The 24,989-nt window shown below is 60.9% G+C and carries 29 protein-coding genes and 1 pseudogene; 13 read left to right on the plus strand and 17 right to left on the minus strand.

The genetic code is table 11. The features are described 5' to 3' along the window. The first annotated feature begins 22 nt into the window (after positions 1-22). The gene (locus AB3G88_RS27450) at positions 23-490 is read left to right on the plus strand and encodes a TIGR02444 family protein (RefSeq protein WP_480452509.1); all 468 of its coding nucleotides are present in this window, start codon (positions 23-25) and stop codon (positions 488-490) included. On the opposite strand, the gene AB3G88_RS27455 is transcribed toward AB3G88_RS27450, so the two are convergent. After that, on the minus strand, positions 487-1,617 hold the full coding sequence (locus AB3G88_RS27455; protein WP_480452511.1) for an AlgP family protein: 1,131 nt from the start codon (positions 1,615-1,617) through the stop codon (positions 487-489). The genes AB3G88_RS27450 and AB3G88_RS27455 overlap by 4 nt on opposite strands. A gap of 192 nt (positions 1,618-1,809) precedes the next feature. Here AB3G88_RS27455 and AB3G88_RS27460 point away from each other — a divergent pair, with 192 nt between their 5' ends. Then, positions 1,810-2,487, plus strand: coding sequence for an FKBP-type peptidyl-prolyl cis-trans isomerase (locus tag AB3G88_RS27460; RefSeq protein ID WP_480452513.1), 678 nt, complete (start codon positions 1,810-1,812; stop codon positions 2,485-2,487). Positions 2,488-2,540: 53 nt separating this feature from the next. Here the strand turns inward: AB3G88_RS27460 and rsd are convergent, their stop codons facing one another. The 8 genes and pseudogenes from rsd to AB3G88_RS27500 all read right to left on the minus strand — a co-directional run. Further along, positions 2,541-2,999 (minus strand): sigma D regulator, encoded by a 459-nt coding sequence (rsd, locus tag AB3G88_RS27465; protein WP_191946714.1) that lies wholly within the window; start codon positions 2,997-2,999, stop codon positions 2,541-2,543. Between the two features lie 213 nt (positions 3,000-3,212). Continuing rightward, positions 3,213-3,734 carry a disulfide bond formation protein B gene (locus AB3G88_RS27470; RefSeq protein ID WP_099585972.1) on the minus strand — a complete coding sequence of 174 codons (522 nt, stop codon included), beginning with the start codon at positions 3,732-3,734 and terminating at the stop codon, positions 3,213-3,215. A gap of 235 nt (positions 3,735-3,969) precedes the next feature. Next, entirely contained in the window at positions 3,970-5,211 is a 1,242-nt protein-coding gene (locus tag AB3G88_RS27475) for a heme biosynthesis protein HemY (RefSeq protein WP_099585973.1), read from the minus strand. Positions 5,212-5,216: 5 nt separating this feature from the next. After that, positions 5,217-6,344, minus strand: coding sequence for a uroporphyrinogen-III C-methyltransferase (locus tag AB3G88_RS27480; RefSeq protein WP_160385029.1), 1,128 nt, complete (start codon positions 6,342-6,344; stop codon positions 5,217-5,219). Between the two features lie 18 nt (positions 6,345-6,362). Next, positions 6,363-7,124, minus strand: coding sequence for a uroporphyrinogen-III synthase (locus tag AB3G88_RS27485; RefSeq protein ID WP_480452516.1), 762 nt, complete (start codon positions 7,122-7,124; stop codon positions 6,363-6,365). Then, positions 7,121-8,062 carry a hydroxymethylbilane synthase gene (gene hemC / locus AB3G88_RS27490; protein ID WP_099585974.1) on the minus strand — a complete coding sequence of 314 codons (942 nt, stop codon included), beginning with the start codon at positions 8,060-8,062 and terminating at the stop codon, positions 7,121-7,123. The genes AB3G88_RS27485 and hemC overlap by 4 nt, the downstream gene beginning before the upstream one ends. Before the next feature lie 138 nt (positions 8,063-8,200). Further along, a complete protein-coding gene (locus AB3G88_RS27495) occupies positions 8,201-8,947 on the minus strand; it encodes a LytR/AlgR family response regulator transcription factor (protein WP_099585975.1) in 747 nt (248 codons plus the stop codon). Further along, positions 8,944-9,060 (minus strand): annotated as a pseudogene (locus AB3G88_RS27500) (sensor histidine kinase); the annotation flags it as partial. The pseudogene AB3G88_RS27500 and the gene AB3G88_RS27495, both read right to left, overlap by 4 nt. A gap of 390 nt (positions 9,061-9,450) precedes the next feature. Here AB3G88_RS27500 and argH point away from each other — a divergent pair. After that, on the plus strand, positions 9,451-10,845 hold the full coding sequence (gene argH / locus AB3G88_RS27505) for an argininosuccinate lyase (RefSeq protein ID WP_112192741.1): 1,395 nt from the start codon (positions 9,451-9,453) through the stop codon (positions 10,843-10,845). Between the two features lie 92 nt (positions 10,846-10,937). Here argH and AB3G88_RS27510 read toward each other — a convergent pair whose 3' ends face one another. Continuing rightward, positions 10,938-11,597 carry a glutathione S-transferase family protein gene (locus AB3G88_RS27510; RefSeq protein ID WP_480452519.1) on the minus strand — a complete coding sequence of 220 codons (660 nt, stop codon included), beginning with the start codon at positions 11,595-11,597 and terminating at the stop codon, positions 10,938-10,940. Positions 11,598-11,722: 125 nt separating this feature from the next. On the opposite strand from AB3G88_RS27510, the gene AB3G88_RS27515 reads away from it, so the two are divergent. The 3 genes from AB3G88_RS27515 (at position 11,723) to AB3G88_RS27525 (ending at position 15,366) form a co-directional block, all read left to right on the plus strand. Next, positions 11,723-12,007, plus strand: coding sequence for a hypothetical protein (locus AB3G88_RS27515; RefSeq protein ID WP_480452521.1), 285 nt, complete (start codon positions 11,723-11,725; stop codon positions 12,005-12,007). Between the two features lie 95 nt (positions 12,008-12,102). Continuing rightward, entirely contained in the window at positions 12,103-12,357 is a 255-nt protein-coding gene (locus AB3G88_RS27520) for a TIGR02647 family protein (RefSeq protein ID WP_099585979.1), read from the plus strand. Positions 12,358-12,525: 168 nt separating this feature from the next. Then, positions 12,526-15,366, plus strand: a complete 2,841-nt coding sequence (locus AB3G88_RS27525) for a class I adenylate cyclase (protein WP_099585980.1) — start codon at positions 12,526-12,528, stop codon at positions 15,364-15,366. On the opposite strand, the gene rnk is transcribed toward AB3G88_RS27525, so the two are convergent. The 3 genes from rnk to cyaY form a co-directional block, all read right to left on the minus strand. Beyond that, positions 15,363-15,776 (minus strand): nucleoside diphosphate kinase regulator, encoded by a 414-nt coding sequence (rnk, locus tag AB3G88_RS27530; protein WP_099585981.1) that lies wholly within the window; start codon positions 15,774-15,776, stop codon positions 15,363-15,365. The genes AB3G88_RS27525 and rnk overlap by 4 nt on opposite strands. Positions 15,777-15,907: 131 nt before the next feature. Next, positions 15,908-16,126, minus strand: a complete 219-nt coding sequence (locus tag AB3G88_RS27535; RefSeq protein WP_099586240.1) for a DUF1289 domain-containing protein — start codon at positions 16,124-16,126, stop codon at positions 15,908-15,910. A gap of 2 nt (positions 16,127-16,128) precedes the next feature. Then, on the minus strand, positions 16,129-16,461 hold the full coding sequence (gene cyaY, locus AB3G88_RS27540; RefSeq protein WP_480452524.1) for an iron donor protein CyaY: 333 nt from the start codon (positions 16,459-16,461) through the stop codon (positions 16,129-16,131). 238 nt (positions 16,462-16,699) lie between these two features. Here cyaY and lptM point away from each other — a divergent pair, with 238 nt between their 5' ends. The 6 genes from lptM to AB3G88_RS27570 are packed head-to-tail and all read left to right on the plus strand — an operon-like array spanning position 16,700 to position 21,285. After that, entirely contained in the window at positions 16,700-16,870 is a 171-nt protein-coding gene (gene lptM / locus AB3G88_RS27545; RefSeq protein WP_010207449.1) for an LPS translocon maturation chaperone LptM, read from the plus strand. Between the two features lie 9 nt (positions 16,871-16,879). Next, complete coding sequence (gene lysA / locus AB3G88_RS27550) at positions 16,880-18,127, plus strand: diaminopimelate decarboxylase (protein ID WP_480452526.1); 1,248 nt, start codon at positions 16,880-16,882, stop codon at positions 18,125-18,127. A 3-nt stretch (positions 18,128-18,130) separates the two neighbouring features. Next, positions 18,131-18,961, plus strand: a complete 831-nt coding sequence (dapF, locus tag AB3G88_RS27555; RefSeq protein WP_158879226.1) for a diaminopimelate epimerase — start codon at positions 18,131-18,133, stop codon at positions 18,959-18,961. 13 nt (positions 18,962-18,974) lie between these two features. Next, entirely contained in the window at positions 18,975-19,691 is a 717-nt protein-coding gene (locus AB3G88_RS27560) for a DUF484 family protein (protein WP_099585985.1), read from the plus strand. Positions 19,692-19,693: 2 nt separating this feature from the next. Next, the gene (gene xerC, locus AB3G88_RS27565; RefSeq protein ID WP_099585986.1) at positions 19,694-20,593 is read left to right on the plus strand and encodes a tyrosine recombinase XerC; all 900 of its coding nucleotides are present in this window, start codon (positions 19,694-19,696) and stop codon (positions 20,591-20,593) included. Then, a complete protein-coding gene (locus AB3G88_RS27570; protein ID WP_122305523.1) occupies positions 20,590-21,285 on the plus strand; it encodes an HAD family hydrolase in 696 nt (231 codons plus the stop codon). Before xerC ends, AB3G88_RS27570 begins: the two co-directional genes overlap by 4 nt. Positions 21,286-21,407: 122 nt before the next feature. Here the strand turns inward: AB3G88_RS27570 and sutA are convergent, their stop codons facing one another. The 4 genes from sutA to glnK all read right to left on the minus strand — a co-directional run bounded on the left by sutA (position 21,408) and on the right by glnK (position 24,184). Beyond that, positions 21,408-21,734: a dormancy-specific transcriptional regulator SutA gene (gene sutA, locus AB3G88_RS27575; protein WP_032884367.1), complete on the minus strand. Its 327-nt coding sequence runs from the start codon at positions 21,732-21,734 to the stop codon at positions 21,408-21,410. Positions 21,735-21,836: 102 nt separating this feature from the next. Then, positions 21,837-22,262: a secondary thiamine-phosphate synthase enzyme YjbQ gene (locus tag AB3G88_RS27580; RefSeq protein WP_099585988.1), complete on the minus strand. Its 426-nt coding sequence runs from the start codon at positions 22,260-22,262 to the stop codon at positions 21,837-21,839. A gap of 211 nt (positions 22,263-22,473) precedes the next feature. After that, positions 22,474-23,811 (minus strand): ammonium transporter, encoded by a 1,338-nt coding sequence (locus AB3G88_RS27585; protein WP_112192747.1) that lies wholly within the window; start codon positions 23,809-23,811, stop codon positions 22,474-22,476. Between the two features lie 34 nt (positions 23,812-23,845). Continuing rightward, on the minus strand, positions 23,846-24,184 hold the full coding sequence (gene glnK / locus AB3G88_RS27590) for a P-II family nitrogen regulator (protein WP_002555808.1): 339 nt from the start codon (positions 24,182-24,184) through the stop codon (positions 23,846-23,848). Between the two features lie 422 nt (positions 24,185-24,606). Between glnK and AB3G88_RS27595 the strand changes: the two genes are divergently transcribed. Next, complete coding sequence (locus tag AB3G88_RS27595; protein WP_099585989.1) at positions 24,607-24,867, plus strand: accessory factor UbiK family protein; 261 nt, start codon at positions 24,607-24,609, stop codon at positions 24,865-24,867. Positions 24,868-24,989: the final 122 nt, after the last annotated feature.

Genomic DNA, 24,989 nt, shown 5'->3' on the forward strand with positions numbered 1-24,989 from the left:
GGCCAATGGCTTGGGTGTGAATATGTGTGCTGACCTGTGGAGCTTTGCCCTCTCGACTTACGCCCGTCCGGGTGTGGAGGCCGCGTGTCTGCGTTTGCAGGAACAAGGAGCGGATGTGTGCCTGCTGCTGTGTGGGGCGTGGCTGGAACATCGCGGGGCGGCGCTGACCTGCGAGCGCGTGCAGGCATTGAAACAGATCGCCGGACCCTGGCAGGCACACGTCATCGAACCGTTGCGAAAGGTGCGCGTGCAATGGCGGGTGTTGGCGCAGCGGGATGAACAGCTGTCGGCGTTACGGGAGCGGGTCAAGGCCCTGGAGTTGGAGGCGGAACGCGAGCTGCTGTCACGCCTGGAAGCGCTGGCAAAGACATGGTCGAGCGCAGAAGTGATGGAGCATCAGAAATGGTTGGAAGGACTGGTGGCTGAGGCTGCCACCAACCTTGACCACGACGCGCTGCAACACTTGCGCGTCGTGGCCACCGGCACTTAGGAAGCGCTGGTTGGAGTGGTGCTTGGTGCTGCCGGTGCAGGGGTGCTGCTGGCCGGGGCGCCTGGAGCGGTGGAGGCAGCCGAAGTAGCCGCAGGTGCTGCTGGCTTGGCGGGTGCTGGCTTGGCGGCTGGTTTGGCAGCGACGGTTTTGGCAGCTGGCTTGACGGCGGGTTTTGCAGCAGCAGTTTTAGCAGCTGGCTTGGCGGCTGGTTTTGCAGCAGCAGTTTTAGCAGCTGGCTTGGCGGCTGGTTTTGCAGCAGCGGTTTTAGCAGCTGGCTTGGCGGCTGGTTTTGCAGCAGCAGTTTTAGCAGCTGGCTTGGCGGCTGGTTTCGCAGCAGCAGTTTTAGCAGCTGGCTTGGCGGCTGGTTTTGCAGCAGCGGTTTTAGCAGCTGGCTTGGCGGCCGGTTTTGCAACAGCAGTTTTAGCAGCCGGCTTGGCGGCTGGTTTTGCAGCAGCAGTCTTGGCAGCTGGCTTGGCGGCTGGTTTTGCAGCAGCAGTCTTGGCAGCTGGCTTGGCGGCCGGTTTTGCAACAGCAGTTTTAGCAGCAGGTTTGGCGGCCGGTTTTGCAGCGGCAGTCTTGGCAACTGGCTTGGCGGCTGGTTTTGCAGCAGCGGTTTTAGCAGCTGGTTTGGCGGCTGGTTTTGCAGCGGCAGTCTTGGCAACTGGCTTGGCGGCTGGTTTTGCAGCAGCGGTTTTAGCAGTTGGCTTGGCGATCGCTTTAGCAGGTGCGCGCGCGCCCAGTGCCTTCGCTACAGCTTCTTTCACACGACCGACGCCCTGGGCCAGTTTCAGGCTTTCCTGAGCATCTTTCTTGAGTTGGGAAATGTAGGCGCGGGTTTCAGCCTGGCGATCCTTGAGGGCGTCCAGCAGGTCCTCAAGTTCTTTGACAGCGTCTTTGGCTTTGGCTTGTGCCTTGGCCTTGCCGGCAGTAGCGGCGCCCTGCAGTTTGGTGCGGGATTTGTGCAGTTTTTCTTGCGCCTTACCGCGTTGTTTTTCCAATTTGGCGAGCAGTTTTTCTGCATCGGCCAACGCTTGGGAGCACGCGCTTTCCAGATGTTCGAGCAGGCTGCTCGACAGTTGTTGGAGTAAGTGCAACGGGGTATTAACAGGCTTCTGTTTGGCCGACATGGTTTACCTCCTGGCTGACGTGGGTGCGGCTCATACTAGCCCTCTGCTCTTACCGCCGCTAGGGCATGTTGACAGTATCGTTTGCCATGCGTTGCACGGTACGAAAATTCTTATTGATATAACGAAAATACGCGGCACTTTTTACCCATTCACACTGGCATAATCCGTCGCACTTCAGGCGGGAGAATGCCCATGTCGCGTTACCTTTTTCTTGTGCTGGGCTTGGCAATTTCCGTGGCCAATGCGAGCGAGCAATCACCTGCCAAAACGGCAGACCAAGACCAGCACGACCTTGCCTACAGCCTTGGCGCCAGCCTCGGTGAACGCCTGCGTCAGGAAGTACCGGACCTGCAGATCCAGGCCTTGATCGACGGCCTCAAGCAAGCCTATCAAGGCAAGCCGCTGGCGCTGGATAATGCACGCATCGAACAGATTCTTGCCCTGCACGAAGCGCAGGCCGAAGCCGACGCTCACACCCCCAAAAGCGAAAAAGCCCTTGCCGCTGAACAGCAGTTTCTGGCCAAGGAAAAAACCGCGAAAGGGGTGCGCGAATTGGCCGATGGAATCCTGCTCACCGAACTGGCACCTGGCAGCGGTAGCAAGCCCGGCGCGAATGATCAGGTTCAAGTGAAATACGTGGGCCGCTTGCCCGATGGCACGGTCTTCGATCAGAGCACACAGCCCCAGTGGTTTCGCCTGGACAGCGTGATCGACGGCTGGAGCAGCGCGTTGCAACAGATGCCCGTGGGAGCGAAATGGCGCGTGGTGATTCCATCCGCCCAAGCCTATGGCGCCGACGGTGCAGGTGAGTTGATCCCGCCTTACACACCATTGGTATTCGAGATCGAATTGCTCGGCACTCGCCACTGACCCAATAAAAAACGGTGCGCCATGCGCACCGTTTTTCCAACTGCCGTTGAGGATCAAGCCTGAGTGGCTGACTCTTCCTTGTGGGCGTTGTGCAGCACTTCGATCAGGCAGTCTTCCAGTTCGAAACGCTCGTGAAGCAGTGCGCCCAACTCTTTGAATTTTTCGGCAACACACTTACCGGCATCACATAGGTCGGTGAACGCCAGTAACTTCTCGGTGATAACATCGATGCGCGGGTAAATGGTCTCGGCCAGTTCCAGACCACGCTTATCGTCGAAGGCTTCTGCCTCTTTGGTCAGTTGTTCGTAGACGCCGAAATGACCGGCCGACACGTAGTCCACCAGCACTTCACAAAACTCCTGCAACGGCTTGCCATTCTCAGCCAGCGCTTCAGGCTTGGCGCCAAGCGCATCAAAGGAGCGAACCAGTTCGTGACGTGCCTTCAGCCAGCTGTCGATCAGCTTGTGCACCCCACCCCAGCGTTCCTGAGCATTCTGACAACTTTCCAGCATGATGATCTCTCTTCCCTATAGGGGCGCTGCCGCCTGATGCCCACGCAAAACTTCAAGGATCAAGCTGCAGCGGGACAAAGCCGCATCTGACAAACAAACGGTTTTGATAACGCGTGCGGGCCAGATTATGCCCGCACGACTATGGCTTCAAGGTACGCAGGAGAGAAAGTTCATACAAGTGTTTAATCCCGCCCTACAAACCACGACCTCCATTCAGCGCTCTACCTGATGCAATGGACGGCTCAAAAACAGCCGAGAAAACTGTATGGCCCCAAGGGTCAACATGCCCAGGAAGAACAGCAGGCTCCACTCGGGAACGCTCAAGTCAAACAGCGTCCAGCTGATTTCCACACAATCGGCAGTGCCTTCAACCACCAATTTCAATGCCTGCCACATGGACAGATCTTGGACCATATGGCTCAGGCTGGGCCAGCAATGGGTCGCCTGATCCGGTGCGGCATTTTGCAGCAGCACCTGGCGCACTGCGGTGATGGCGCCCAACAACGCACACACCATGCTCGCCAGCCCATACAGGTAATAAGTGGAACGCCTGGGGTTGTGGACAACCGCGACCAGATTGACGAGCAGGAATGCGGCCAGAAATACCCGTTGTATCTGGCACAGGAAGCACGGACGCAACGATGCACCGAACTCAAGATAGAAGGACGCGCCCAACGTCAGTGCGCCTGCGATGAACGCAATAAAAAACAAGGAGCGTGAAGGGGCCAAAGACATGCTTTATCCGCACCGCGAGAGATAGGTGGTTACGGTAGAGGAAAGGCCCGACCGCTTTCAATACGCGACAGAGCAGACAATTCTGTGAGGGCCTAGGGACATCCCGCAAAAGGATGGAAGACTTCGAGCATCCAGGCGTAGGAGTTTGCAATAAAGCGCTCCAGAGCCTACATCCGCAGGACATGAAGGGTTAGCTCTCAGACGAATCCGAGCCAACCCTCTCTCCTTTCCTACATCAAACGCGGGCGGCAACTGGCAGTGGAGACGCCAGCAAGCGGTTATCCAACAAGCCCAGACCTTCCTGAAACAGTTGATTGCTGCGCTCGGTATCACCCAGCTGGGCCAACAACCGCGCCAGCTCGGCACACGCCTCAGGATTGCGCTGCACGTGCAGGCTGCTTTCCAGATAGTCCCGCGCCTTGCCCCAAAGGCTGTTTTGCAGGCACAGACGCCCCAATGTCAGCAGCAGGCTGGCATCACCTGGGTGATCCTTGAGCCACCCCTCGGCAAACTTCAATTGCCGGGCCGGATCACTGCCACGCAGCAGGCCGTAGAGACGAATCAGGTGGCTGTCGTAATCACGCTTGATAGCACTGCGCAACGCCTCCTCCGCCTTGGCATCGGCGCCCAGCTGGCGCAGTTGCTCGGCGTAGGCCAGAACCAACTGCGGCTCCTGGCGCTGGGCCGAAGTGAGTTGTTGCCAGGCCCGTTCAAGGGACTGCAAACCCGCTTCGCCCTGTTCTTCGCGCTGGGCTGCCAGACTCAGGTTCTCACCCCAGGCACGGCGCTCCAGCTCGGCCAGTTCGCTGGCAGGCAGCACTTTGTCCTTGCGCAGTTCCGGCAACAGTCGGATGACCGACGACCAGTCGCCTCGTTGCTGGTGCAGGCGCTGCAATTGGCGCAGCACCTGGGCGTTATGGGGATGACGCTCGTGCATGGCCTGCAAAGTGATCAGCGCACCATCAGTGTCACCACGGTCCAATTGCAATTGCGCATGGCTCAAAGCGACCGCCAGTTCTGCTTGGGGCTGACGCTCAAGCGCACGCTCCAGCAACCCGTCGGACTCTTCATAACGCCCCAGCTCATTCGCCGCCCGGGCAGCGCCAAGGTAGTAAAGCAGCGGTTGGCGCTCAGCTTCGGCGGCACGGTGCAGATGCCGCTCAGCGCTGGCCCAGCGGCCTTCGGCAAGGTCCATCTGACCCTGCTCGATAGCGATCTGCACACGGCGACTGCGGTTACGCCGAGACCACGGGTTGACCACGCCACCGGAGGTGGTCACCAGGCTCAGCAACACGCGGATCAGGTAGATGGCGAGGCCGATGGCAAACACGGCCACCACGGTCGCCCATAGGCTCGACTCGTAATGCAGCACATGAGGGTAGGTAATCAGCACGTAGCCGGTGTGTTTCGAAATGCCCACAGCGAGTGCCAGGGCGATCGCAATCGCCAGCACCAGGATCACATAGAAACGCTTCATCGGGTCTACTCCTGCTTCGCCGACGAGGCCGCCGGGTTGCCAGCCGCCGCCTTGGCTTCATCAGCAGACAGATGACGACGTTCGAGGTACGCCTGCACTGCGGCCAGGCTCGCCGCCAGATCCGGTGTCACCACCGACACGGCTTTGGGCTCAAGTTCGGCGATACGCGCCAGCATCGCTTTGCTTTGCGGGTTGTCCTGGTTGAAGTTGTCCTGCAACACGCTGCGCGCTTCGCCCAGCGATCGGCTGTACACCGCCGACTCGCCATTGAGCGCCGCCCATTGGGCTTGCTCCAACGCCAGGCTCAGGGCCAGGCGAACTTGGTTCAAGCCCTGGCCGGCAAGCAGCGGCCGGATGTTGTCGTCGGGGTTGAAGTCGATGCGGAAGTAGCGGGAAATCTGTTCCCACCACTGGCTCCAGCGGTTATCCGTATCCGTGCTTGGACGCCCCTGGGAAGCGGGCTCGGTGAGCTGATATTCGGGGGCAATGGCCGCCAGCTGAACAACCTGGTCACGCAAGGCTGCCAATTGCAGGTACAACCCGGTACGGTCCGGCTGCTCGGTACTGCGCAACGCGGCCAGGCTCTTGGCCAATTGTTCACGGGCGGCGTAGGAACCTGGATCGCTCTGCTCGCGAAGAATCTCATCGGCGCCCTGGACCAGCGCTTGGGCACTGTTGATATCTTGCAGGGCGGACAACCGCAGGCTCGCCAGACGGATCAAGTGCTCGGCCTCGGCGAGGCGCCAGTCCTTGCGGCTCGCCCCGAGCACGGTTTCCAGGCGCTGGTTCAGGCGCTGCTGATCACCTTGCAGCTGGGCGACCAGACGGCGGCGCTCTTCCAGTTCGTCCGCACCCGGCAACTGGGCAAGACGTGCAGCCAGTTGCTGCTGACTTTGCTTGAGGGATTGGGATTGGTCGTCCAGGGTCTGCACCTGACCCAACTGCTGCTGGCTGCTGGCTTGCAGGGCGCGGACCTGCCAGATCCCCCAGCCGCCGGCGGCAACGCCAGCGGCGCCAAGTAGCAGCGCGACAACTGCCAGGCCATTGCCACGGCGCGGCGTGGTGACCGGTGACTCAACCGGCGCATCGAGTGCGGGTTGGGTTTCATCTTTAGGCAAGGCTGTTTCGCTCACGTATCCGTCCTTTGCGTATCAGAGAGTGGGAACGGCATGACTCCGTAACGCCACTAACAAAGCCGCGGCACTCGCGCCGCGACAATCCACAACTTTTTCTGCGCCAGCAGCCCGCGCCATCTCGGCGACGCGTGGGCTGGGCACGAACAACGGCAGCTGTGCCACCTGTGGCCAATGGGAGCCGGCCAAGGCTTGCAGGTGCAAAAAACCCTGCCCACTGCTGACCACCAGCCCGTTCAAGCGTTCCAACTGGATACGTTGCACCAGCACACCGGCGTCATAGTCTGGAAGAAAACGGCGGTACAACTCCAGATAGTCGACACTAGCACCTTGCTCGCGCAAACGCTCCGCCAGCAGCTCTCGTCCGCCCTCGCCCCGCAGGATCAACACCCGCGAACCAGGGCGTGCAGCAGCCTCGCGCAACGCCGGCAGCTGAAGCAAGGCCTCGCTGTCGTCGCCAGTTTGGGGATAGTGAACGTTCAGGCCATGATCGGCCAGTACCTGCGCTGTTGCCGCGCCGACGCTGAACCAAGGCATTGGCGGCGCGGGACGAAAAGCCAATTGCTGCACGGCTAGGCGCGCAGCGGGCTTGCTCACCACGATCACCGCGCAATAGCGGTCCAGGTCGCGCCATACAGCCAACTGTCCGGGCGTGATGGGTAAAGGCTCAGTGTCGAGCAAGGGCAAGCTGCTGCTGAAAATGCCGGCTTCAGACAACGACACCGCCAGGGCTGTCGACTCCTCGGCAGGCCGCGTCAGCAGCACTCGCCATCCGCTCACTGCGGGCCGGCCTCACCGTAGACTTTTTGCAGGATGGCACCGGCGCCTTTATCCAGCAGTTCTTCAGCGACCTGGATGCCCAGGGCCGTGGCATCACGCTGCGGCCCGCGCACCTCTGCCGTCAGCAAGGTGCCGCCGTCGGGGTCGCCGACCAGTCCACGCAGCCACAGGTTTTCACCTTCAAGCACGGCGTAGCAGGCGATGGGCACCTGGCAGCCGCCATTGAGGTGTTTGTTCAGGGCACGCTCGGCCGTGACGCGCACTTCGGTATCGTGGTGATCGAGAGGCTTGAGCAGCGCGTGGATTTCACGGTCGGCGGTGCGGCATTCGATGCCCACGGCGCCCTGCCCGCCAGCAGGCAAGCTGTCTTCGACGCTGATGGCCGAGGTGATACGGTCTTCGAAGCCCAGGCGGATCAGACCGGCAGCGGCGAGGATGATCGCGTCATATTCGCCGGCATCCAGCTTGGCCAGACGGGTGTTGACGTTGCCGCGCAAAAAACGGATCTGCAGGTCCGGGCGACGGGTCAGCAACTGCGCCTGGCGACGCAAGCTGGAGGTGCCGACGATGCTACCCAGCGGCAGCTCATCCAGGGACGCATAGGTGTTGGAAACGAAGGCATCACGCGGGTCTTCGCGCTCGCAGATACAAAAAAGGCCCAGGCCTTCGGGGAAGTCCATGGGCACGTCTTTCATCGAATGCACTGCGATGTCGGCTTCGTTTTCCAGCAGCGCCGTCTCCAGTTCCTTGACGAACAGGCCCTTGCCACCGATCTTCGACAGCGGCGAGTCGAGCAGCTTGTCGCCGCGACTGACCATGGGCACCAGGGACACCGTGAGGCCGGGATGGGCCTGCTCAAGGCGTGCTTTGACGTATTCGGCCTGCCATAGGGCCAGGGCACTTTTACGGGTGGCGATGCGGATTTCGCGAGAGGACATGGATCAATCCGTACTGGGTAGATACGGCAGATAATAACAGCTCAGGCAAACGCGCTTTGATTTGAATCAGCAAGTGCGGGGCCTCCCTGGCCACGTCGCACCGGGATAAGGAATGCAGACCTCACTGGAGCCCTCGGACTAAAGCTGCTGCATCATTTTGCGCACGCCGGCGACATGGCGTCGGCTGACAATCAACGCATCGCCGTTAAGCCCTTTGAGGAACAACTGGAAGTGCCCAAGGGGTGTGCGTTGCAGGCGCTCGATGCGCTCGCGGGCCACCAGTGCGTTGCGGTGGATACGCACGAAGCGGTCACCGAACTCATCCTCAAGGGCCTTGAGCGGCTCATCGAGCAACACTTCGCCGGCCTCATGTCGCAGGGTCACGTACTTGTGATCGGCAATGAAGTAAACCACCTGGCTCAGCGGAATCAGCTCAATGCCTTTGCGTGTACGTGCGCTGATGTGGCTGCGCGGCCCGTTACCACTTTGGGCGGCAGGCTGGGTCAAGGCGGCCAGTTGAGCGCGGTTGGGGCGCTCGGCTTTCTTCAGGGCCTTGAGCAAGGCGTCGCCAGTCACTGGCTTGATCACAAAGCTGACGCCACTGGCTTCCAGTGTCTGTTCGGCAAACTCTTCCTGCGCGGCGCACAACACCACGGCAGGCGGCGATTCCCGCTCGCTCAGCCGGGCGGCAACTTGCAGGCCATCGAGGCCCGGCATGCGGATATCGAGCAACACCAGGTCCGGCTTGAGGCTGTCGATCAGCGTCAACGCCTCCTCCCCGTTGGAGGCACTGGGCTCAAGGACTGTATAACCCTCAAGCTCACTGACCAAGCGGGTCAGTCGCTCGCGGGCTTGGGGTTCGTCATCAACGATCAGGACATTCATATAGCGCTGGATTCCTGCGTGAGTCTCGCACAAGGATAGCGTAGACAGGTGCGGTGACTTGCGTCACAGCGATCCACGCTAAGACTAGCGCGAGCGGCAAAAAGTGCCCCGACAGCGGCACCCATATTTACCCGGACCTGTTCAATAGCGCCCAAAACCTGCTGCCATCGGGCATCGTCGTAGGGTTTGCTGATACACAATCCGAATACCCCCCTTTTAAATGGATAGTCAGGCTCTGACCGCAATACCCGACTTTGGTGCATTCACACACTATCAGTCCAACTGTAGACGCTCACTGGAACGATATTGCTCAATCGTCAAATATCGTTTCAATAAACACCTGCCTCCAGTCTCTTCCCGGACGCGGTCGGCGGCAAGGCACTTAGCCATCCTTTGCACAAATATAAATGCCGACGACCCGCAGCACCGCCTCCACGGGCAACCCTGTTATTATCGCCGGCAGACTTCCACGCCTCTTTATTAAGCAGACCACGAGCGAATCCATGAGCACCGACAAGACCAACCAGTCCTGGGGCGGCCGCTTCAGTGAACCCGTCGACGCCTTCGTCGCCCGCTTCACCGCCTCCGTCACCTTCGACCAGCGCCTGTACCGCCACGACATCATGGGCTCCATCGCCCACGCGACGATGCTGGCCAAAGTCGGTGTACTGACCGACGCCGAACGCGACAGCATCATCGACGGCCTGACCACCATCCGCGGTGAGATCGAGGCCGGTACGTTCGACTGGCGCGTCGACCTGGAAGACGTGCACATGAATATCGAGGCCCGCCTCACCGACCGTATCGGTGTGACCGGCAAGAAGCTGCACACCGGTCGTAGCCGTAACGACCAGGTGGCCACGGATATCCGCCTGTGGCTGCGCGACGAAATCGATCTGATCCTGTCCGAAATCACTCGCCTGCAAAAAGGTCTGCTGGAGCAGGCTGAGCGCGAGTCGGACACCATCATGCCCGGCTTCACTCACCTGCAAACCGCCCAGCCTGTGACGTTCGGCCACCACCTGCTGGCCTGGTTCGAAATGCTCAGCCGCGACTACGAGCGCCTGGTGGATTGCCGCAAGCGCGCCAACCGCATGCCGTTGGGCAGCGCCGCGCTGGCCGGCACCACTTACCCGATCGACCGTGAGTACACCGCGCAATTGCTGGGCTTCGACGCCGTAGGGGGCAACTCCCTGGATGGCGTGTCGGACCGTGACTTCGCCATCGAATTCTGCGCCGCCGCCAGCATCGCGATGATGCATCTGTCGCGCTTCTCCGAAGAGCTGGTGCTGTGGACCAGCGCGCAATTCCAGTTCATCGACCTGCCGGACCGTTTCTGCACCGGCAGTTCGATCATGCCGCAAAAGAAAAACCCCGACGTGCCAGAGCTGGTACGTGGCAAGAGCGGCCGTGTGTTCGGCGCGCTGATGGGCTTGCTGACCCTGATGAAAGGCCAGCCGCTGGCCTATAACAAAGACAACCAGGAAGACAAGGAACCGCTGTTCGACGCCGCCGACACCCTGCGCGACTCGCTGCGTGCCTTTGCCGACATGATCCCGGCGATCAAGCCAAAACACGCGATCATGCGCGAAGCGGCCTTGCGTGGGTTCTCCACCGCGACTGACCTGGCGGACTACCTGGTGCGCCGTGGCCTGCCGTTCCGTGACTGCCACGAAATCGTCGGCCATGCCGTGAAATACGGCGTGGACACCGGCAAGGACCTGGCGGAAATGAGCCTGGAAGAACTGCGCACATTCAGCGACCAGATCGAACAGGACGTGTTTGCCGTGCTGACCCTGGAAGGCTCGGTGAATGCCCGTAACCACGTCGGCGGCACTGCGCCGGCGCAGGTGAAGGCAGCTGTGTTGCGCGGCCAGGAATTGCTCGCCAGCCGCTAAAAGCATCGCAGGCAAGCCAGCTCCCACAGGAAATCGCATTCCAATGTGGGAGCCGGGCTTGCCCGCGATAGCGTCCTGCCAGACGCCAAAATCTATTTCTTGGCCGCGATCATCGCCATAAACGCCGGCATCGCCGCCTCTCTGTCCGCCGCCACTTTCTGAGCGTTGGGCATGGCGTGCAACCTTTCCAGCAACGCCTTGGCCGCCGGCATTTCAGCCAGCAGATCCAGGCCAAACAGCTTCTCGCCCACCGCGCAGGCGAGGTTCACGCTGTACATGAAATACAAATCGGCAATCGTAAAGCTCTCCCCCGCCACATACGGCGCGAACTTGCCGTGCCTGCCCAATGAACCAAAACCCAACAACAACTCGGCCTTGGACTTCTCCTTGATCGCCTCCGGCACCGGCATGCCGAAGAACGCTTCGGCAAAACAAGCGCGGGCAGGCAGCTCGATGTACAGCTCGATTTCACGGCACAGCGCAAGCACCTGGGCGCGCTGGAATGGCTCGGCTGGCAACAGCGACGGACCTTCCTGGGTTTGCTCGATGTATTCGAGGATCACACTGGTTTCGTTGATAAACCCCTGCTTCACGCCCAGCGCCGGCACCTTGCCACGCGGGCTCACGGCCAGGGCTTCTGGGGTTTGACCAGCGTAAAAAGGCACCTCTTCGAAAGGCAACCCTTTCTCCAGCAGCGCCAGCTTGACCATGTTGTAGTAGTTACTGACCGAAAATCCGTAAAGCTTGAGCATCGCAAAGCCTCCAGGCCGTGTGCGGGGTTGGCTGCAGGAGTTATAGATCCTGGGGCGCGGCCTGACCAGCAGCATCACCTGCCTGAATGGGGGTAGACTGGCGCCCTTTCCTTGAGGAGCCTGCCATGAGCGAGCCGACCGATATCGATAACGACGAAGAAGAATTCACCGAAAACACCCTGATCGAAGCAATCGAGAACCAGATCGAAAGCGACAACCCGCCTGCCGCCAAAGCTACCTTCAACAAGTTGACGTTGGTGGGTTATGAGCGTGAAGAGATCCTGAATCTCATGGCCCACGTGCTCGCATTCGAGATTGACGCAATGCTGGAAGAAGACCGCGCCTTCAATACCGACTGGTATGAAACCGCGCTGCGGGCGTTGCCTGAGTTGCCGCCGGAAAAGGAATAACCCCGGCACACCGCAACACGCTGGACAGTTCGGCAAAGTGCGTTCACCTTATGGTCTGCTAGCCTCTAATAAATTTTAGAAAGTCTGGAGTCCTTATGTCGTATACCCCTGAGTTGGTTGCCGAACTGGAAATCCTTGTACTCTTTCCCTTGGACAGCACCAAGGAAGGTCTGAAAGTCCACCAGACCGCCGCTGCCACTGCTATCGCCGCTGCCAAGCGACTCCATGCAAAAGGACTGATCGACCAGCCGGACGGAGGCTACCTCACCAGCCTTGGCCGGGACGCTGCGGAGCAGGCCCAAACCCTGCTGACCATTTTGACCACTGCCAACACCAAAGAAGCCGCCTGATACCGACTACCGCCCATGGAGTCCGCCCATTGCGGATTCCGAGGGCTTTGCTGTGCACGTGAGAAAATTCTGGCATCAAACGCTGCTTTCCCTCTAAAACTCCTACGCCACTGACTGTAAACTCCTACACGGCCGCCCACGTCGGGCTCTGCGAGCCACGAGTTCGACATGACCCGCACCCATGAAATCCGCCCGGACCTGGACGAAGGCATCGACCGCAAGGTGCTGGCCCAACTGCGCGCGCGCTTCATGGCCCTCAACGAAGGCCGCATGGCCCGTGCAGTCGAAGGTCTGACGCCGCGCCAACAAAGCGTGTTGACCCTGCTGCCGCTGTTTTTCCACGTCAATCATCCGCTGTTGCCCGGCTATGTATCGGGCAGCACGCCGGCCGGGCTGTCGAACTTCGAACCTGACGCCCAGGCCCTGGCCGAAGCCCAACGCCTGACCCGCTCGTTCTCTTACAAGCCGCGGCCGGTCAATCAGCCCAAGCCGATCCATGGCCTGTTCCTGATGGGCAGCCTTGGCACCCTGGCCCAGGCGGATCAGAGCGACATGGACGTGTGGGTCTGCCACGCTCCCGACCTGAGCGAAAACGAGCAGGCCGAACTGCGTAAGAAATGCCAGATGCTGGAAGCCTGGGCCCTGACCATGGGCGCCGAGGCGCACTTCTTTCTGATCGAGCCGACGCGCTTTGTGCTCGGTGAACGCGACACCCAGCTGAGCTCCGACGACTGCGGCACCACCCAGCATTACCTGCTGCTGGACGAGTTTTACCGCACCGCCATCTGGCTGGCCGGGCGCACGCCGATCTGGTGGCTGGTGCCGGTATACGAAGAAACCCGTTACGCCGAATTCACCCATACGCTGCTTTCCAAGCGGTTTATTCGCGCCGATGAAACCCTCGACCTGGGCCACCTCGCGCATATTCCCCCCGGCGAATTCATTGGCGCGGGGCTGTGGCAACTGTTCAAAGGCATCGAGTCGCCTTACAAATCGGTGCTCAAGCTGCTGCTGACTGAGGTCTACGCGAGCGAGCACCCGAACGTGCACTGCCTGAGCCTGCGCTTCAAGCGCGCGGTGTTCGCCAACCAGATGGACCTGGATGAGCTGGACCCGTACATCGTGGTGTACCGCCGCATCGAGGAATACCTCCAGGCCCGCAACGAGCCGGAACGCCTGGAGCTGGTGCGCCGTGCGCTGTACCTGAAGGTCAATCGCAAACTCACCGCCGGCCAACGCAGCACCAGTTGGCAGCGACTGTTGCTGGAGCGCCTCGCCCACGAGTGGGGCTGGGACCAGCGTCAACTGGCCCTGCTGGACAGCCGCAGCCAATGGAAAGTGCGCCAGGTGGCGTCAGAGCGTCGTGCGCTGGTCAGCGAGCTGAACTACAGCTATCGCTTCCTGACCCAGTTTGCCCGTACCGAACAGACCGTCAGCCTGATCAACAAGCGCGATCTCAATGTGCTGGGCCGGCGTCTGTACGCCGCCTTCGAGCGCAAGGCCGGCAAGGTCGAGTTCATCAACCCCGGCATCGCCCCGGACCTGGCCGAAGACACCCTGACCCTGGTGCAGTCGCCCAACCGCAAGGAACCGGGCCAGCACCATTGGGGCCTGTACAACGGCAACCTCACCGCGCTGGAATGGGAGCACTTCGCGCCGATCAAGCGCAGCCGCGACCTGCTGGAGATGCTCACCTGGTGCCATCGCAATGGCGTGATCGACAGCAGCACGCGCCTGGCGCTGCACCCCGGCACCAGCGACATGACCGAATTCGAGCTGTTCAACCTGCTGGGCAGCCTGCAGCAGACCGTCGCCCTGCCCCTGACCAGCGTCGATGAAATCAGCCTGCTGCGCTCGGCGGTGCCCGAGGAGGTGTTGCTGCTGATCAACGTCGGCGTCGACCCGCTCAAGCATCACCGCGACCTGAATATCCTGATGACCACCGAGCGCACCGATTCCCTGAGCTATGCCGGGGTGCGCGATAACCTGGTGCTGACCCTGGACCAGGTCACGCTCAACAGCTGGAACGAGGTAATGGTCAGCCGTTACGACGGCCCGCACGCCTTGCTCGACTGCCTGCGCGACTACCTCAACCAACTGCCGCCGGACCACCTGCCACGGCTGCGGGTGCGCTGCTTCTGTCACAACCGTGCGCAATTCATTGCCCAGCGCGTGGAAGAAATCTTCGACACCGCGCAGAACCTGCTGCTGGGTCAGTCCAATCACCGGTACTTGCTGCAAGTCCAGCAGCACTACCACGTGATGGAGTTGACGCCGGGCCAGGCCACCCACGTGTCACTGGCAACCCAGGACGCGCTGATCGCCTACCTCAGTGAAGAGCTGGCCAGCTACAGCCCATTGCATCTGGATTCCATGGCGCTGGAAGACCACGACTTGGCGCTGCTGTTGCCCATGGGCATGGCCGATTGCGTGCAGGTGTTCTATCGGGTCAATGAAGGTTTCGCCGAGCTGTATGTGCTGGATGAGTTCAACGCACTGTGGCAACAGCGCCTGCCGTTTCATGATGAGCAGAGCCTGTTGGCGCCGTTGCAGCGCTTCCTGCAATCAATCATCTATCGTCGCGAGGCGTTGTCGCCGCTGGACACGCAACAGCCGCTGGGCGCGGCGCAGACCTTGTATTACCAATTATTGCCGTCAGGCAACGGCCGCGCACGCGGCATCGAGCCCCGCCCGACGCCGCACAACCCGACGAACAAACCGTTTTACGACGTGCAGGCGATTATCGGCAAGGCAGCACCCGGCCAAGTGGGCATCACGCTGTACTGTAATCAACGGGAGTTTTGCGAATTGGAGTTCGGCGACCAGCTATTTGCCGTGGTCGCCCAGGAGATCGTCGGGCAGCGCCGGGAAACCGAACGCTACCGCTGCTACATCACCGACCTTGATCTATCGGGCCTACTCGGCGATGTGCAGAGCCCGAGCAACCTTTACCTGCGTTACAAGGCCGAGCTGGAGTTGTCGCTGAATGCGGCGCTGAGCCAGATTTAAAGCGGGAACGCTCCGCCATCCTTGGGTTGGCCTTCAACGCTGAGCAATTCAAGCTTCAGCGTCTTGCCGCCCGGTGCAGGCCAGTCGATGTGCTGGCCCACTTGCAGGCCGAGCAATGCGCTGCCCACTGGCGCCAGGACCGAGATTTTGCCTTCATCGGCATTGGCGTCTTTCGGGTAGACCAGGGTCAGGTGGTAGTCCTTGCCGCTGCCTTGCTCACGGCAATGCACGCTGGAGTTCATGGTCACGACACCCGCAGGCACTTCATCGTGACCGACCACGTCTTCGGCGCGGTCGAGTTCGGCTTGCAACGCTTCGACGCCGGGAGTTGCGTCGCCCAAGCGGTCGATCAATTGCTCCAGGCGCTGCACGTCAAGACGGGTGAGGATGATGGACGGTGCGGTGGTCATGATTCAGGCAGACTCCTTTTTTCTGCACAAAAAAGCAAAACCCCGCCAAAAAAAGGCGGGGTTCTCACGGGCCTCGGTGAGTTGAGGCGTACCCGGACACTACCACAGCGTCACAAATAAACAAGACAGCCTCAGGTGTTCGCCCTGCGCTGCTCGGCCTCGGCACAGATCACCCGGCGCCGCGCATCGTCGGCGGAGCGCCATTCGCGGATGTCTTCGACGTGGCGAAAGCAGCCGAGGCAGACTTTTTGCTCGTCCAGGCGACACAAACTGATACAAGGTGACGGCACCGCAGGGCTCACATTGCTGAACAGCGGCTTGGGCGGGCGGACAGGTACAGGCTGGGTCACAGTCAAATCTCGTCGAAATCCAGCTCTTCGCCGGTATATCCCTGGACCAGGCGCGTGAGCATCTCGCCCAGCAGCTCTTCACTCTTGTCGCATTGCCATTTGCCGCTTTCTTCGTCGTAGTCGAAGTGAACGCCACCGGAACGCGCCGCCAACCACAACTGACGCAGCGGCTCCTGGCGGCTGAAGATCAACTGTTGGCCGCTGTCGAACTTGACGGTCAGCACGCCGGCCGAGTTTTCCAGGTCCACGTCCAGGCCGCTGTCGTCGAAAATATCTTCCAGCGCCTGCTGGGTCGAATCCACCAGGTCGTGAAAACGGGCTTCGGTCAAACTCATTGTGGCAACCTCAAAAGTGTCTGGTTTTGCTCAAGCGCCGCACGATACGGGCGAGCTTCGCCGATTGCAAAGGATACCGATTTCGCTACCGATGACGGTACGAAATATCCTCTGCCAGCGTAGCCTGCTTCACCTTCGTGTCGGCAAACCCCCGCCGGACGGGTATTTCAGCGCATAGGCAAGCTGGCGGGTGGTCGGTATACTCGGGCGCAATTAATGCATATTCAAGGATTTCGCCATGAAGCGCCTGATCTCTTCCCTTGCTGCGCTCGTCGCGGTCGCTTGCCTCGTTAGTGCCTGTGGTCAAAAAGGCCCGCTGTACCTGCCCGATGACAGCAAAGACCCGAATGAACAGGCGCAATCGTCGCAAAAGCCATCCAAAGCGCATAAGCACGACACCTACGAATAAGGGAACTCCATGGACGCTTTTAACTACCGGGACGGCGAGCTGTTCGCGGAAGGCGTGGCGCTGTCCGCGATTGCCCAGCGCTTTGGCACCCCGACGTACGTGTACTCCCGCGCTCACATCGAAGCGCAATACCGCTCCTTCACCGACGCACTGGACGGCGTACCGCACCTGGTGTGCTACGCAGTCAAGGCCAACTCCAACCTGGGTGTACTGAATGTCCTGGCGCGTCTGGGCGCTGGTTTTGACATCGTGTCCCGTGGCGAGCTGGAGCGAGTACTGGCGGCTGGCGGTCAGGCTGACAAGATTGTGTTCTCCGGCGTCGGCAAGAGCCGCGAAGACATGCGCCGCGCCCTCGAAGTCGGTGTGCATTGCTTCAATATCGAATCCACCGACGAGCTGGAGCGCCTGCAAGTCGTAGCCGCCGAGATGGGCGTTCGTGCGCCGATCTCCCTGCGCGTCAACCCGGACGTCGATGCCGGCACCCACCCGTACATTTCCACCGGTCTCAAAGAGAACAAGTTCGGCATCGCCATTGCCGACGCCGAAGATGTGTACATCCGCGCCGCCCAACTGCCAAACCTGGAAGTGCTGGGTGTCGACTGCCATATCGGCTCGCAACTGACCAGCCTCCCGCCGTTCCTTGATGCCCTCGACCGCTTGCTGGCGTTGATCGACCGCCTCGGCGAGTGCGGCATCTACCTGCACCATATCGACCTCGGTGGTGGCGTGGGCGTGCGCTATCGCGATGAAGAGCCACCGCTGATCGCCGACTATATCCAGGCCGTGCGTGAGCGCATTGAAGGCCGCGACCTGACACTGATGTTCGAGCCCGGTCGCTATGTCGTCGCCAACGCCGGCGTGCTGCTGACCCAGGTCGAGTACCTCAAGCACACCGAACACAAGGATTTCGCCATCGTCGACGCGGCGATGAACGACCTGATCCGCCCGGCGCTGTATCAGGCCTGGATGAATGTCACCGCAGTGACGCCTCGCGACAGCGAAGCCCGCGCCTATGACATCGTCGGCCCGATCTGCGAAACCGGTGACTTCCTGGCCAAGGATCGTCAGTTGGCCCTGGAAGAAGGCGATCTGCTGGCCGTGCATTCGGCCGGTGCCTACGGGTTTGTCATGAGTTCCAACTACAACACCCGCGGCCGTGCCGCCGAGGTGCTGGTGGACGGTGATCAAGCGTTTGAAGTGCGTCGCCGCGAGACGGTAGCCGAGTTGTATGCTGGCGAAAGCCTGCTGCCGGAGTAAGCCATGCTGCTGCGTTTTACCAAGATGCACGGGTTGGGCAATGATTTCATGGTCCTGGACCTGGTCAGCCAGCACGCGCACATCCTGCCCAAGCACGCTAAACAGTGGGGCGATCGGCATACCGGGATTGGTTTCGACCAATTGCTGCTTGTCGAAGCGCCGAGCAACCCGGAGGTGGATTTCCGCTATCGGATCTTCAACTCCGACGGCTCCGAAGTGGAGCAGTGTGGCAACGGTGCGCGCTGCTTCGCGCGCTTCGTGCTGGACAAGCGCCTGACTGCCAAGCGCCAGATCCGCGTCGAGACCAAGAGCGGCGTGATCGAACTGGATATCCGCAGCGACGGCCAGATCAGCGTCAACATGGGCGCGCCACGCCTGGTGCCGGCGGATATTCCGTTCCAGGCCACCGAGCAGGCCGTCAGCTACGCGCTGGATGTGGACGGCCAGTCGGTGGACATCGCCGCCGTGTCCATGGGCAACCCCCATGCCGTACTGCGGGTCAACGACATCAACAATGCCCCCGTGCATGAACTGGGGCCGAAGATCGAACACCACCCGCGCTTTCCGGCGCGGGTCAACGTGGGTTTCCTGCAGGTGATCGACCGTTCCCGCGCGCAATTGCGTGTATGGGAACGCGGCGCCGGCGAAACCCAGGCATGCGGCACCGGTGCTTGCGCCGCTGCCGTCGCCGCGATCAGCCAGGGGTGGATGGATTCGCCGCTGCTGATCGACCTGCCCGGTGGACGCCTGTCCATCGAATGGGCAGGCCCTGGCCACCCGGTGCTGATGACCGGGCCGGCCTCGCGTGTATACGAAGGACAGGTCCGTCTATGAGTGAGCCCAGCTAATGACCGATAAGCCTCAAGTACCCGCACCCGCAACCCCGAGCGAAAGTCTGGAGGCCGCTGCTGTCGCGGCGTACCTTGAGGCGAACCCGGATTTCTTCGTCGAGCACGAAGAACTGCTGCCGGCGTTGCGCATCCCCCACCAGCGTGGCGACACCGTGTCGCTGGTGGAACGACAGATGAAGATCCTGCGCGAGCGCAACATCGAGATGCGTCACAAGCTCTCGCACCTGATGGACGTCGCCCGCGACAACGACCGCCTGTTCGACAAGACCCGTCGCCTGATTCTTGCCCTGATGGACGCCACCAGCCTGGAAGAAACCGTGATCGCGGTAGAAGACAGCCTGCGCCAGGACTTCCAGGTGCCATTTGTCAGCCTGATCCTGTTCAGCGACAACCCGATGCCGGTGGGCCGTTGGGTCAGCGGCAGCGACGCGCAGACCGCGATTGGCGGCCTGTTGTCCGAGGGCAAGAGCATCAGCGGCACCCTGCGCGAGCACGAGCTGGACTTCCTGTTTGGCGCCGAACAGCGCAAGGAGATCGGTTCCACTGCAGTGGTCGCCCTCAGCCATCAAGGTTTGCATGGCGTGCTGGCCATCGCGAGCCGTGATCCCGCGCACTACAAAAGCTCGGTGGGCACGCTGTTCCTGACCTATATCGCCGAAGTGCTGGGCCGCGTTCTGCCGCGCTTCACCACCGCCCTGCGCGCGGTGCGCTAGCCATGGAACGGCAACTGGACGCTTACTGCGCTCACCTGCGCAACGAGCGTCAGGTGTCGCCCCACACGCTGGAAGCCTACCGACGGGACTTGAACAAGGTCCTGGCCTACTGCGAAAAACAGCAGGTCACCAGTTGGAAGGCCCTGGATATCCAGAACCTGCGCAGCCTGATCGCACGCCTGCACCACGCCGGCCAGTCCTCGCGCAGCCTGGCGCGCCTGCTGTCGGCTGTACGCGGGCTCTATCACTACCTCAACCGCGAAGGCCTGTGCGATCACGACCCGGCCAACGGCCTGTCTGCGCCCAAGGGCGAACGGCGCCTGCCCAAGACCCTGGACACCGACCGCGCCCTGCAATTGCTCGACGGCGCCGTGGAAGACGACTTCCTCGCCCACCGCGACCAGGCGATCCTGGAGCTGTTCTATTCCTCGGGCCTGCGCCTGTCGGAACTGACCGGCCTGAACCTGGACCAGCTGGACCTGGCGGACGGACTGGTGCAAGTCCTCGGCAAGGGCAGCAAAACCCGCGTGCTGCCGGTGGGCAGAAAGGCCCGCGAAGCCCTGCAACTGTGGCTGCCGCTGCGGGCGCTGGCCAACCCGGCGGACGACGCCGTGTTTATCAGCCAGCAAGGCCGGCGCCTGGGGCCACGGGCGATTCAGGTGCGGGTCAAGGCCGCCGGCGAGCGCGAACTGGGGCAGAACCTGCACCCGCATATGCTGCGGCACTCCTTTGCCAGCCATATGCTGGAGTCATCCCAGGACCTGCGCGCCGTGCAGGAGCTGCTCGGCCACTCCGACATCAAGACCACGCAGATCTACACCCATCTGGACTTCCAACACCTGGCAACGGTGTACGACAGCGCCCATCCACGGGCCAAACGCATCAAGGGCGGCGACTCATGAGTATCAAGCTGATCACCTTCGACCTGGACGACACGCTCTGGGACAACGTACCCGTCATCATCAGCGCCGAAGCGTCGATGCGCGAATGGCTGGCCGTGCATGCCTCCAAGGTCGGTGATCTGCCGCTGGAGCATTTCGCCAGCCTGCGCCAACAGGTATTGCAACGTCATCCGGAGCTCAAGCACCGCATCAGCGTGTTGCGCCACCGGGTGCTGATGCACGCCTTCGAGGAGGCCGGATATCCACAGCCGCAAGCCACGGAGATGGCCGATGTTTGCTTCGAAGCGTTCATTCACGCCCGCCACCAGATCAGCGTGTTTCCGGAAGCCGAGCCGATGCTCAAAGCCCTGCGCCAGCACTTCCTGCTCGGCGTGATCACCAACGGCAATGCCGATGTGCAGCGCGTTGGTCTGGCGGATTATTTCCATTTCGCCCTGCGTGCTGAAGATATCGGGATTGCCAAACCGGATGCGCGATTGTTTCAAGAGGCGTTGCAGCGTGGTGGCGTGGACGCCAGTGCGGCGGTGCATGTTGGCGACCATCCGGGCGATGACATCGCCGGGGCGCAGCAGGCTGGGTTGCGGGCGGTGTGGTTCAACCCGACGGGCAAGGTGTGGGAAGGCGATAAGCACCCGGATGCGCAGATTCGCAGCCTGACCGAATTGCCAGCACTGCTACGCAGCTGGCAATAACACTGGAGATCCAAATGTGGGAGGGGGCAAAACCCCTCCCACATTTGGATGATCACAAAGCTCACAGGCATGAAAAAGCCCGCAGCGACGGCGGGCTTTTTCTTACAAGCAGGTGACTGACCTCAGATAGGTCGGCTGCCGTACTTGTTATCCGGCTTCTTGGGTGGGTCTGCCACCACGTTAGCCTCGACTTCCTGCACTCTGCCGCCTTTAGCGAGGAATTCTTCCATCGCACGGGCCAGGGCATCGCGCTCTTTGTTCTTGGCCTCAACGCTCGGCAATTCATCTACCGAAACAGCTGCCTTGGCTTTGCCTTTGGCCGCCGGGGCAGGTGCATCATCGCCACCGTCGTCGTCCGCAACGTCTTCCGCTGCAGCTTCAAGACCTTCTTCGGTGTCGTCTTCGTCACCTACTTCGAGTTCGTCGTTTTCCAGATCATCGTCGCTCATGTTCTACCTCATGACTTGCGAAAAGCAGATTAGTTATAGCCCAGCTTCGCCCTCTGTCGAGGTCGCCGGAGAAAAATCAACATCCACTGGATAACCAGTGGCTTATGCCCCATCACCGTGCAAGGTGGCGAGGACTTTACGAGCACCGCCATGATCACGGTGCTCGCCCAGATAAACACCTTGCCAGGTCCCCATCGCCAAGCGGCCGGCCTTGACCGGCAAACTCAGCTGGCAGCCCAGGAGACTGGCCTTGAAGTGCGCCGGCAGGTCATCCGGACCTTCGTCGTTGTGTTCGAACCCGGCACGGCCTTGCGGCACCAGCGCGTTGAAAAAACGTTCGAAGTCACGGCGAACCGCCGGGTCGGCATTCTCGTTGACGGTCAACGAGGCCGAGGTGTGCTGCAACCACAGGTGCAACAGGCCCACACGACACGCCTTCAATTCAGGCAAGCCGGCGAGCAACTCATCAGTCACCAGGTGAAAGCCCCGGGGCTTGGCCCGCAGGGTAATCAGGGTCTGTTGCCACATACAGTTCTCCGCCCATCGGCGCGCATTCTAGCGCGCTCAGGGAAAAAACAAAGTGTCGAATACGCCTACATGCCTGTAAGACATTCGCACGGTGAAAAGTGCCGTGCGCGCCCGATCACAAAGTCAGCGCAAAAAACCGCACAGCCTCTTACGACTGACAAACGCCAGGCAAAAAAATGCCCGGCAAGCCGGGCATCTTTTTAACGCGTACTTACAAGTTGTAGCCGCGTTCGTTGTGTTGCGCCAGGTCGAGGCCGACAGCCTCTTCCTCTTCGGTAACACGCAGGCCCATGACCATGTCGAGTACCTTGAGGATGACGTAGGTGACGATGGCCGTGTAGATCACAGTGAAGCCGACACCTTTGCACTGGATCCAGACTTGAGCCGCGATGTCAGTCACGGTGCCGAAGCCGCCCAATGCGGGGGCTGCGAACACACCGGTGAGGATCGCACCGACGATACCGCCGATACCGTGCACGCCGAATGCGTCCAGGGAGTCGTCGTAGCCGAGCTTGCGCTTGAGGCTGGTCGCGCAGAAGAAGCAGACCACGCCCGCCACCAGGCCGATCACCAGGGCGCCCATTGGGCCAACGGTGCCAGCGGCCGGTGTAACGGCCACCAAGCCAGCCACCACGCCCGAGGCAATGCCCAGTGCGCTTGGCTTACCGTGAGTGATCCACTCGGCGAACATCCAGCCCAGCGCCGCAGCAGCGGTAGCGATCTGAGTCACCAGCATCGCCATGCCGGCGGTGCCGTTGGCGGCAGCAGCAGAACCGGCGTTGAAGCCGAACCAGCCGATCCACAGCATTGCCGCGCCCACCAGGGTGTAACCCAGGTTGTGCGGTGCCATTGGGGTGGTCGGGAAGCCTTTACGCTTGCCGAGCACGATGCACGCCACCAGACCAGCTACACCAGCGTTGATGTGCACCACGGTGCCGCCGGCGAAGTCCAGCACGCCCCAGTCCCACATCAGGCCGCCGTTGCCGCTCCAGACCATATGCGCGATGGGCGCATAGACCAGGGTGAACCAGATGCCCATGAAGATCAGCATCGCGGAGAACTTCATGCGCTCAGCAAAGGCACCCACGATCAGCGCCGGGGTGATGATGGCGAAGGTCATCTGGAAGGTGATGAACACCGCTTCCGGGAACAACGCCGCAGGCCCGGTGATGCTGGCCGGGGTCACGCCCGCCAGGAACGCCTTGCCCATGCCGCCGAAGAAGGAATTGAAATTGACCACACCCTGTTCCATACCGGTGGTATCGAACGCAATGCTGTAGCCGTAGACGACCCACAGGATGCTGATCAGGCCAGTGATGGCGAAGCACTGCATCATCACCGACAGAATATTTTTGGAGCGGACCATGCCGCCGTAGAACAGCGCCAGGCCGGGGATGGTCATGAACAGCACCAGTGCGGTGGCGGTCAGCATCCAGGCGGTGTCGCCGGAGTTGAGGACTGGAGCAGCCACTTCGTCTGCCGCCATGGCCAGGCTTGGCATTACGATGGACAACAGGGCTCCGAGCCCTGCGAATTTACGCAGAGTCATATTGTTTTCTCCTGGGGCGTTGGGGTTTGGCGGCTTAGATTGCGTCGGTATCGGTTTCGCCGGTACGGATGCGAATAGCCTGTTCCAGATTGACCACGAAGATCTTGCCGTCACCAATCTTGCCGGTGTTGGCGGCCTTGGTTATCGCCTCGATAACCCGGTCAAGATCCTTGTCGTCAATGGCGACATCAATCTTCACCTTCGGCAGGAAATCGACTACGTATTCCGCGCCGCGATACAGCTCGGTGTGACCCTTCTGCCGACCGAAGCCCTTGACCTCAGTAACGGTAATGCCCTGCACGCCGATCTCGGACAACGACTCGCGTACATCGTCCAACTTGAACGGCTTGATGATGGCAGTGACTAGCTTCATGAAAACTCTCTCCCGAATTGGTGGACTTGCCCCAGGAAAACAAACCCGTCTCAAGTCTAAGCGCAGTGCCTGGCTTTGTAACGCATCGTCGCAAGGGCAGTTGCCATTGGGACGCCAGCGAACCACTGGTGACGAAACCTGTACCCCTGATCCGTCGGCGCACTGCATTCGTCACAGCGACTGCATCAGTGCATGGGTCATGATCGTCTAAGCAGAAACCTTGCCAGCTCCGTAAAAATCACTGAAATCAGTCCCTTGCCCGCTTAACCCCACCCACGGGGCTACTTGGCGGCTGCAATGCGCACGAAAACAGTGCGACGCCGCCCGGCCCGATGCGCGAAAAGCGTGCGCCGCAGGCCGTGAAAAAGACTATAGACGCTGCGTGATACACTGCCCGCCAACAGTTTTCCGGAATATTTCCCATGCTCGCGCCCAAAGACCTCCTCGACGCCCTGAGCGGCCACGCCTCTCGCCTGTTCAGCGGCGAAACCCCGCTGCCCCGCAATGAAATCGAAAGTCAGTTCAAGGCTTTGCTGCAAAGTGGTTTCAGCAAGCTTGATCTGGTCAGCCGGGAAGAATTTGACAGCCAGATGGTGGTGCTCGCCCGCACCCGTGCGCGACTGGAGAGTCTGGAGGCCAAAGTCGCAGAGCTGGAAGCGCGGTTGACACCTGCGGCTGAATAAATGCGATCAGTGTGGGATGGGGCCAGTCCTCTCCCACCTTTGCTCTGGATACGTTCTGTAAAACCTCCCCGCCTCGCCCTTCTCCACCTCGTCTACCCTTGAAAAACCGCAGGAAGCGGCCT

The sequence above is a fragment of the Pseudomonas arvensis genome, assembly GCF_056688935.1.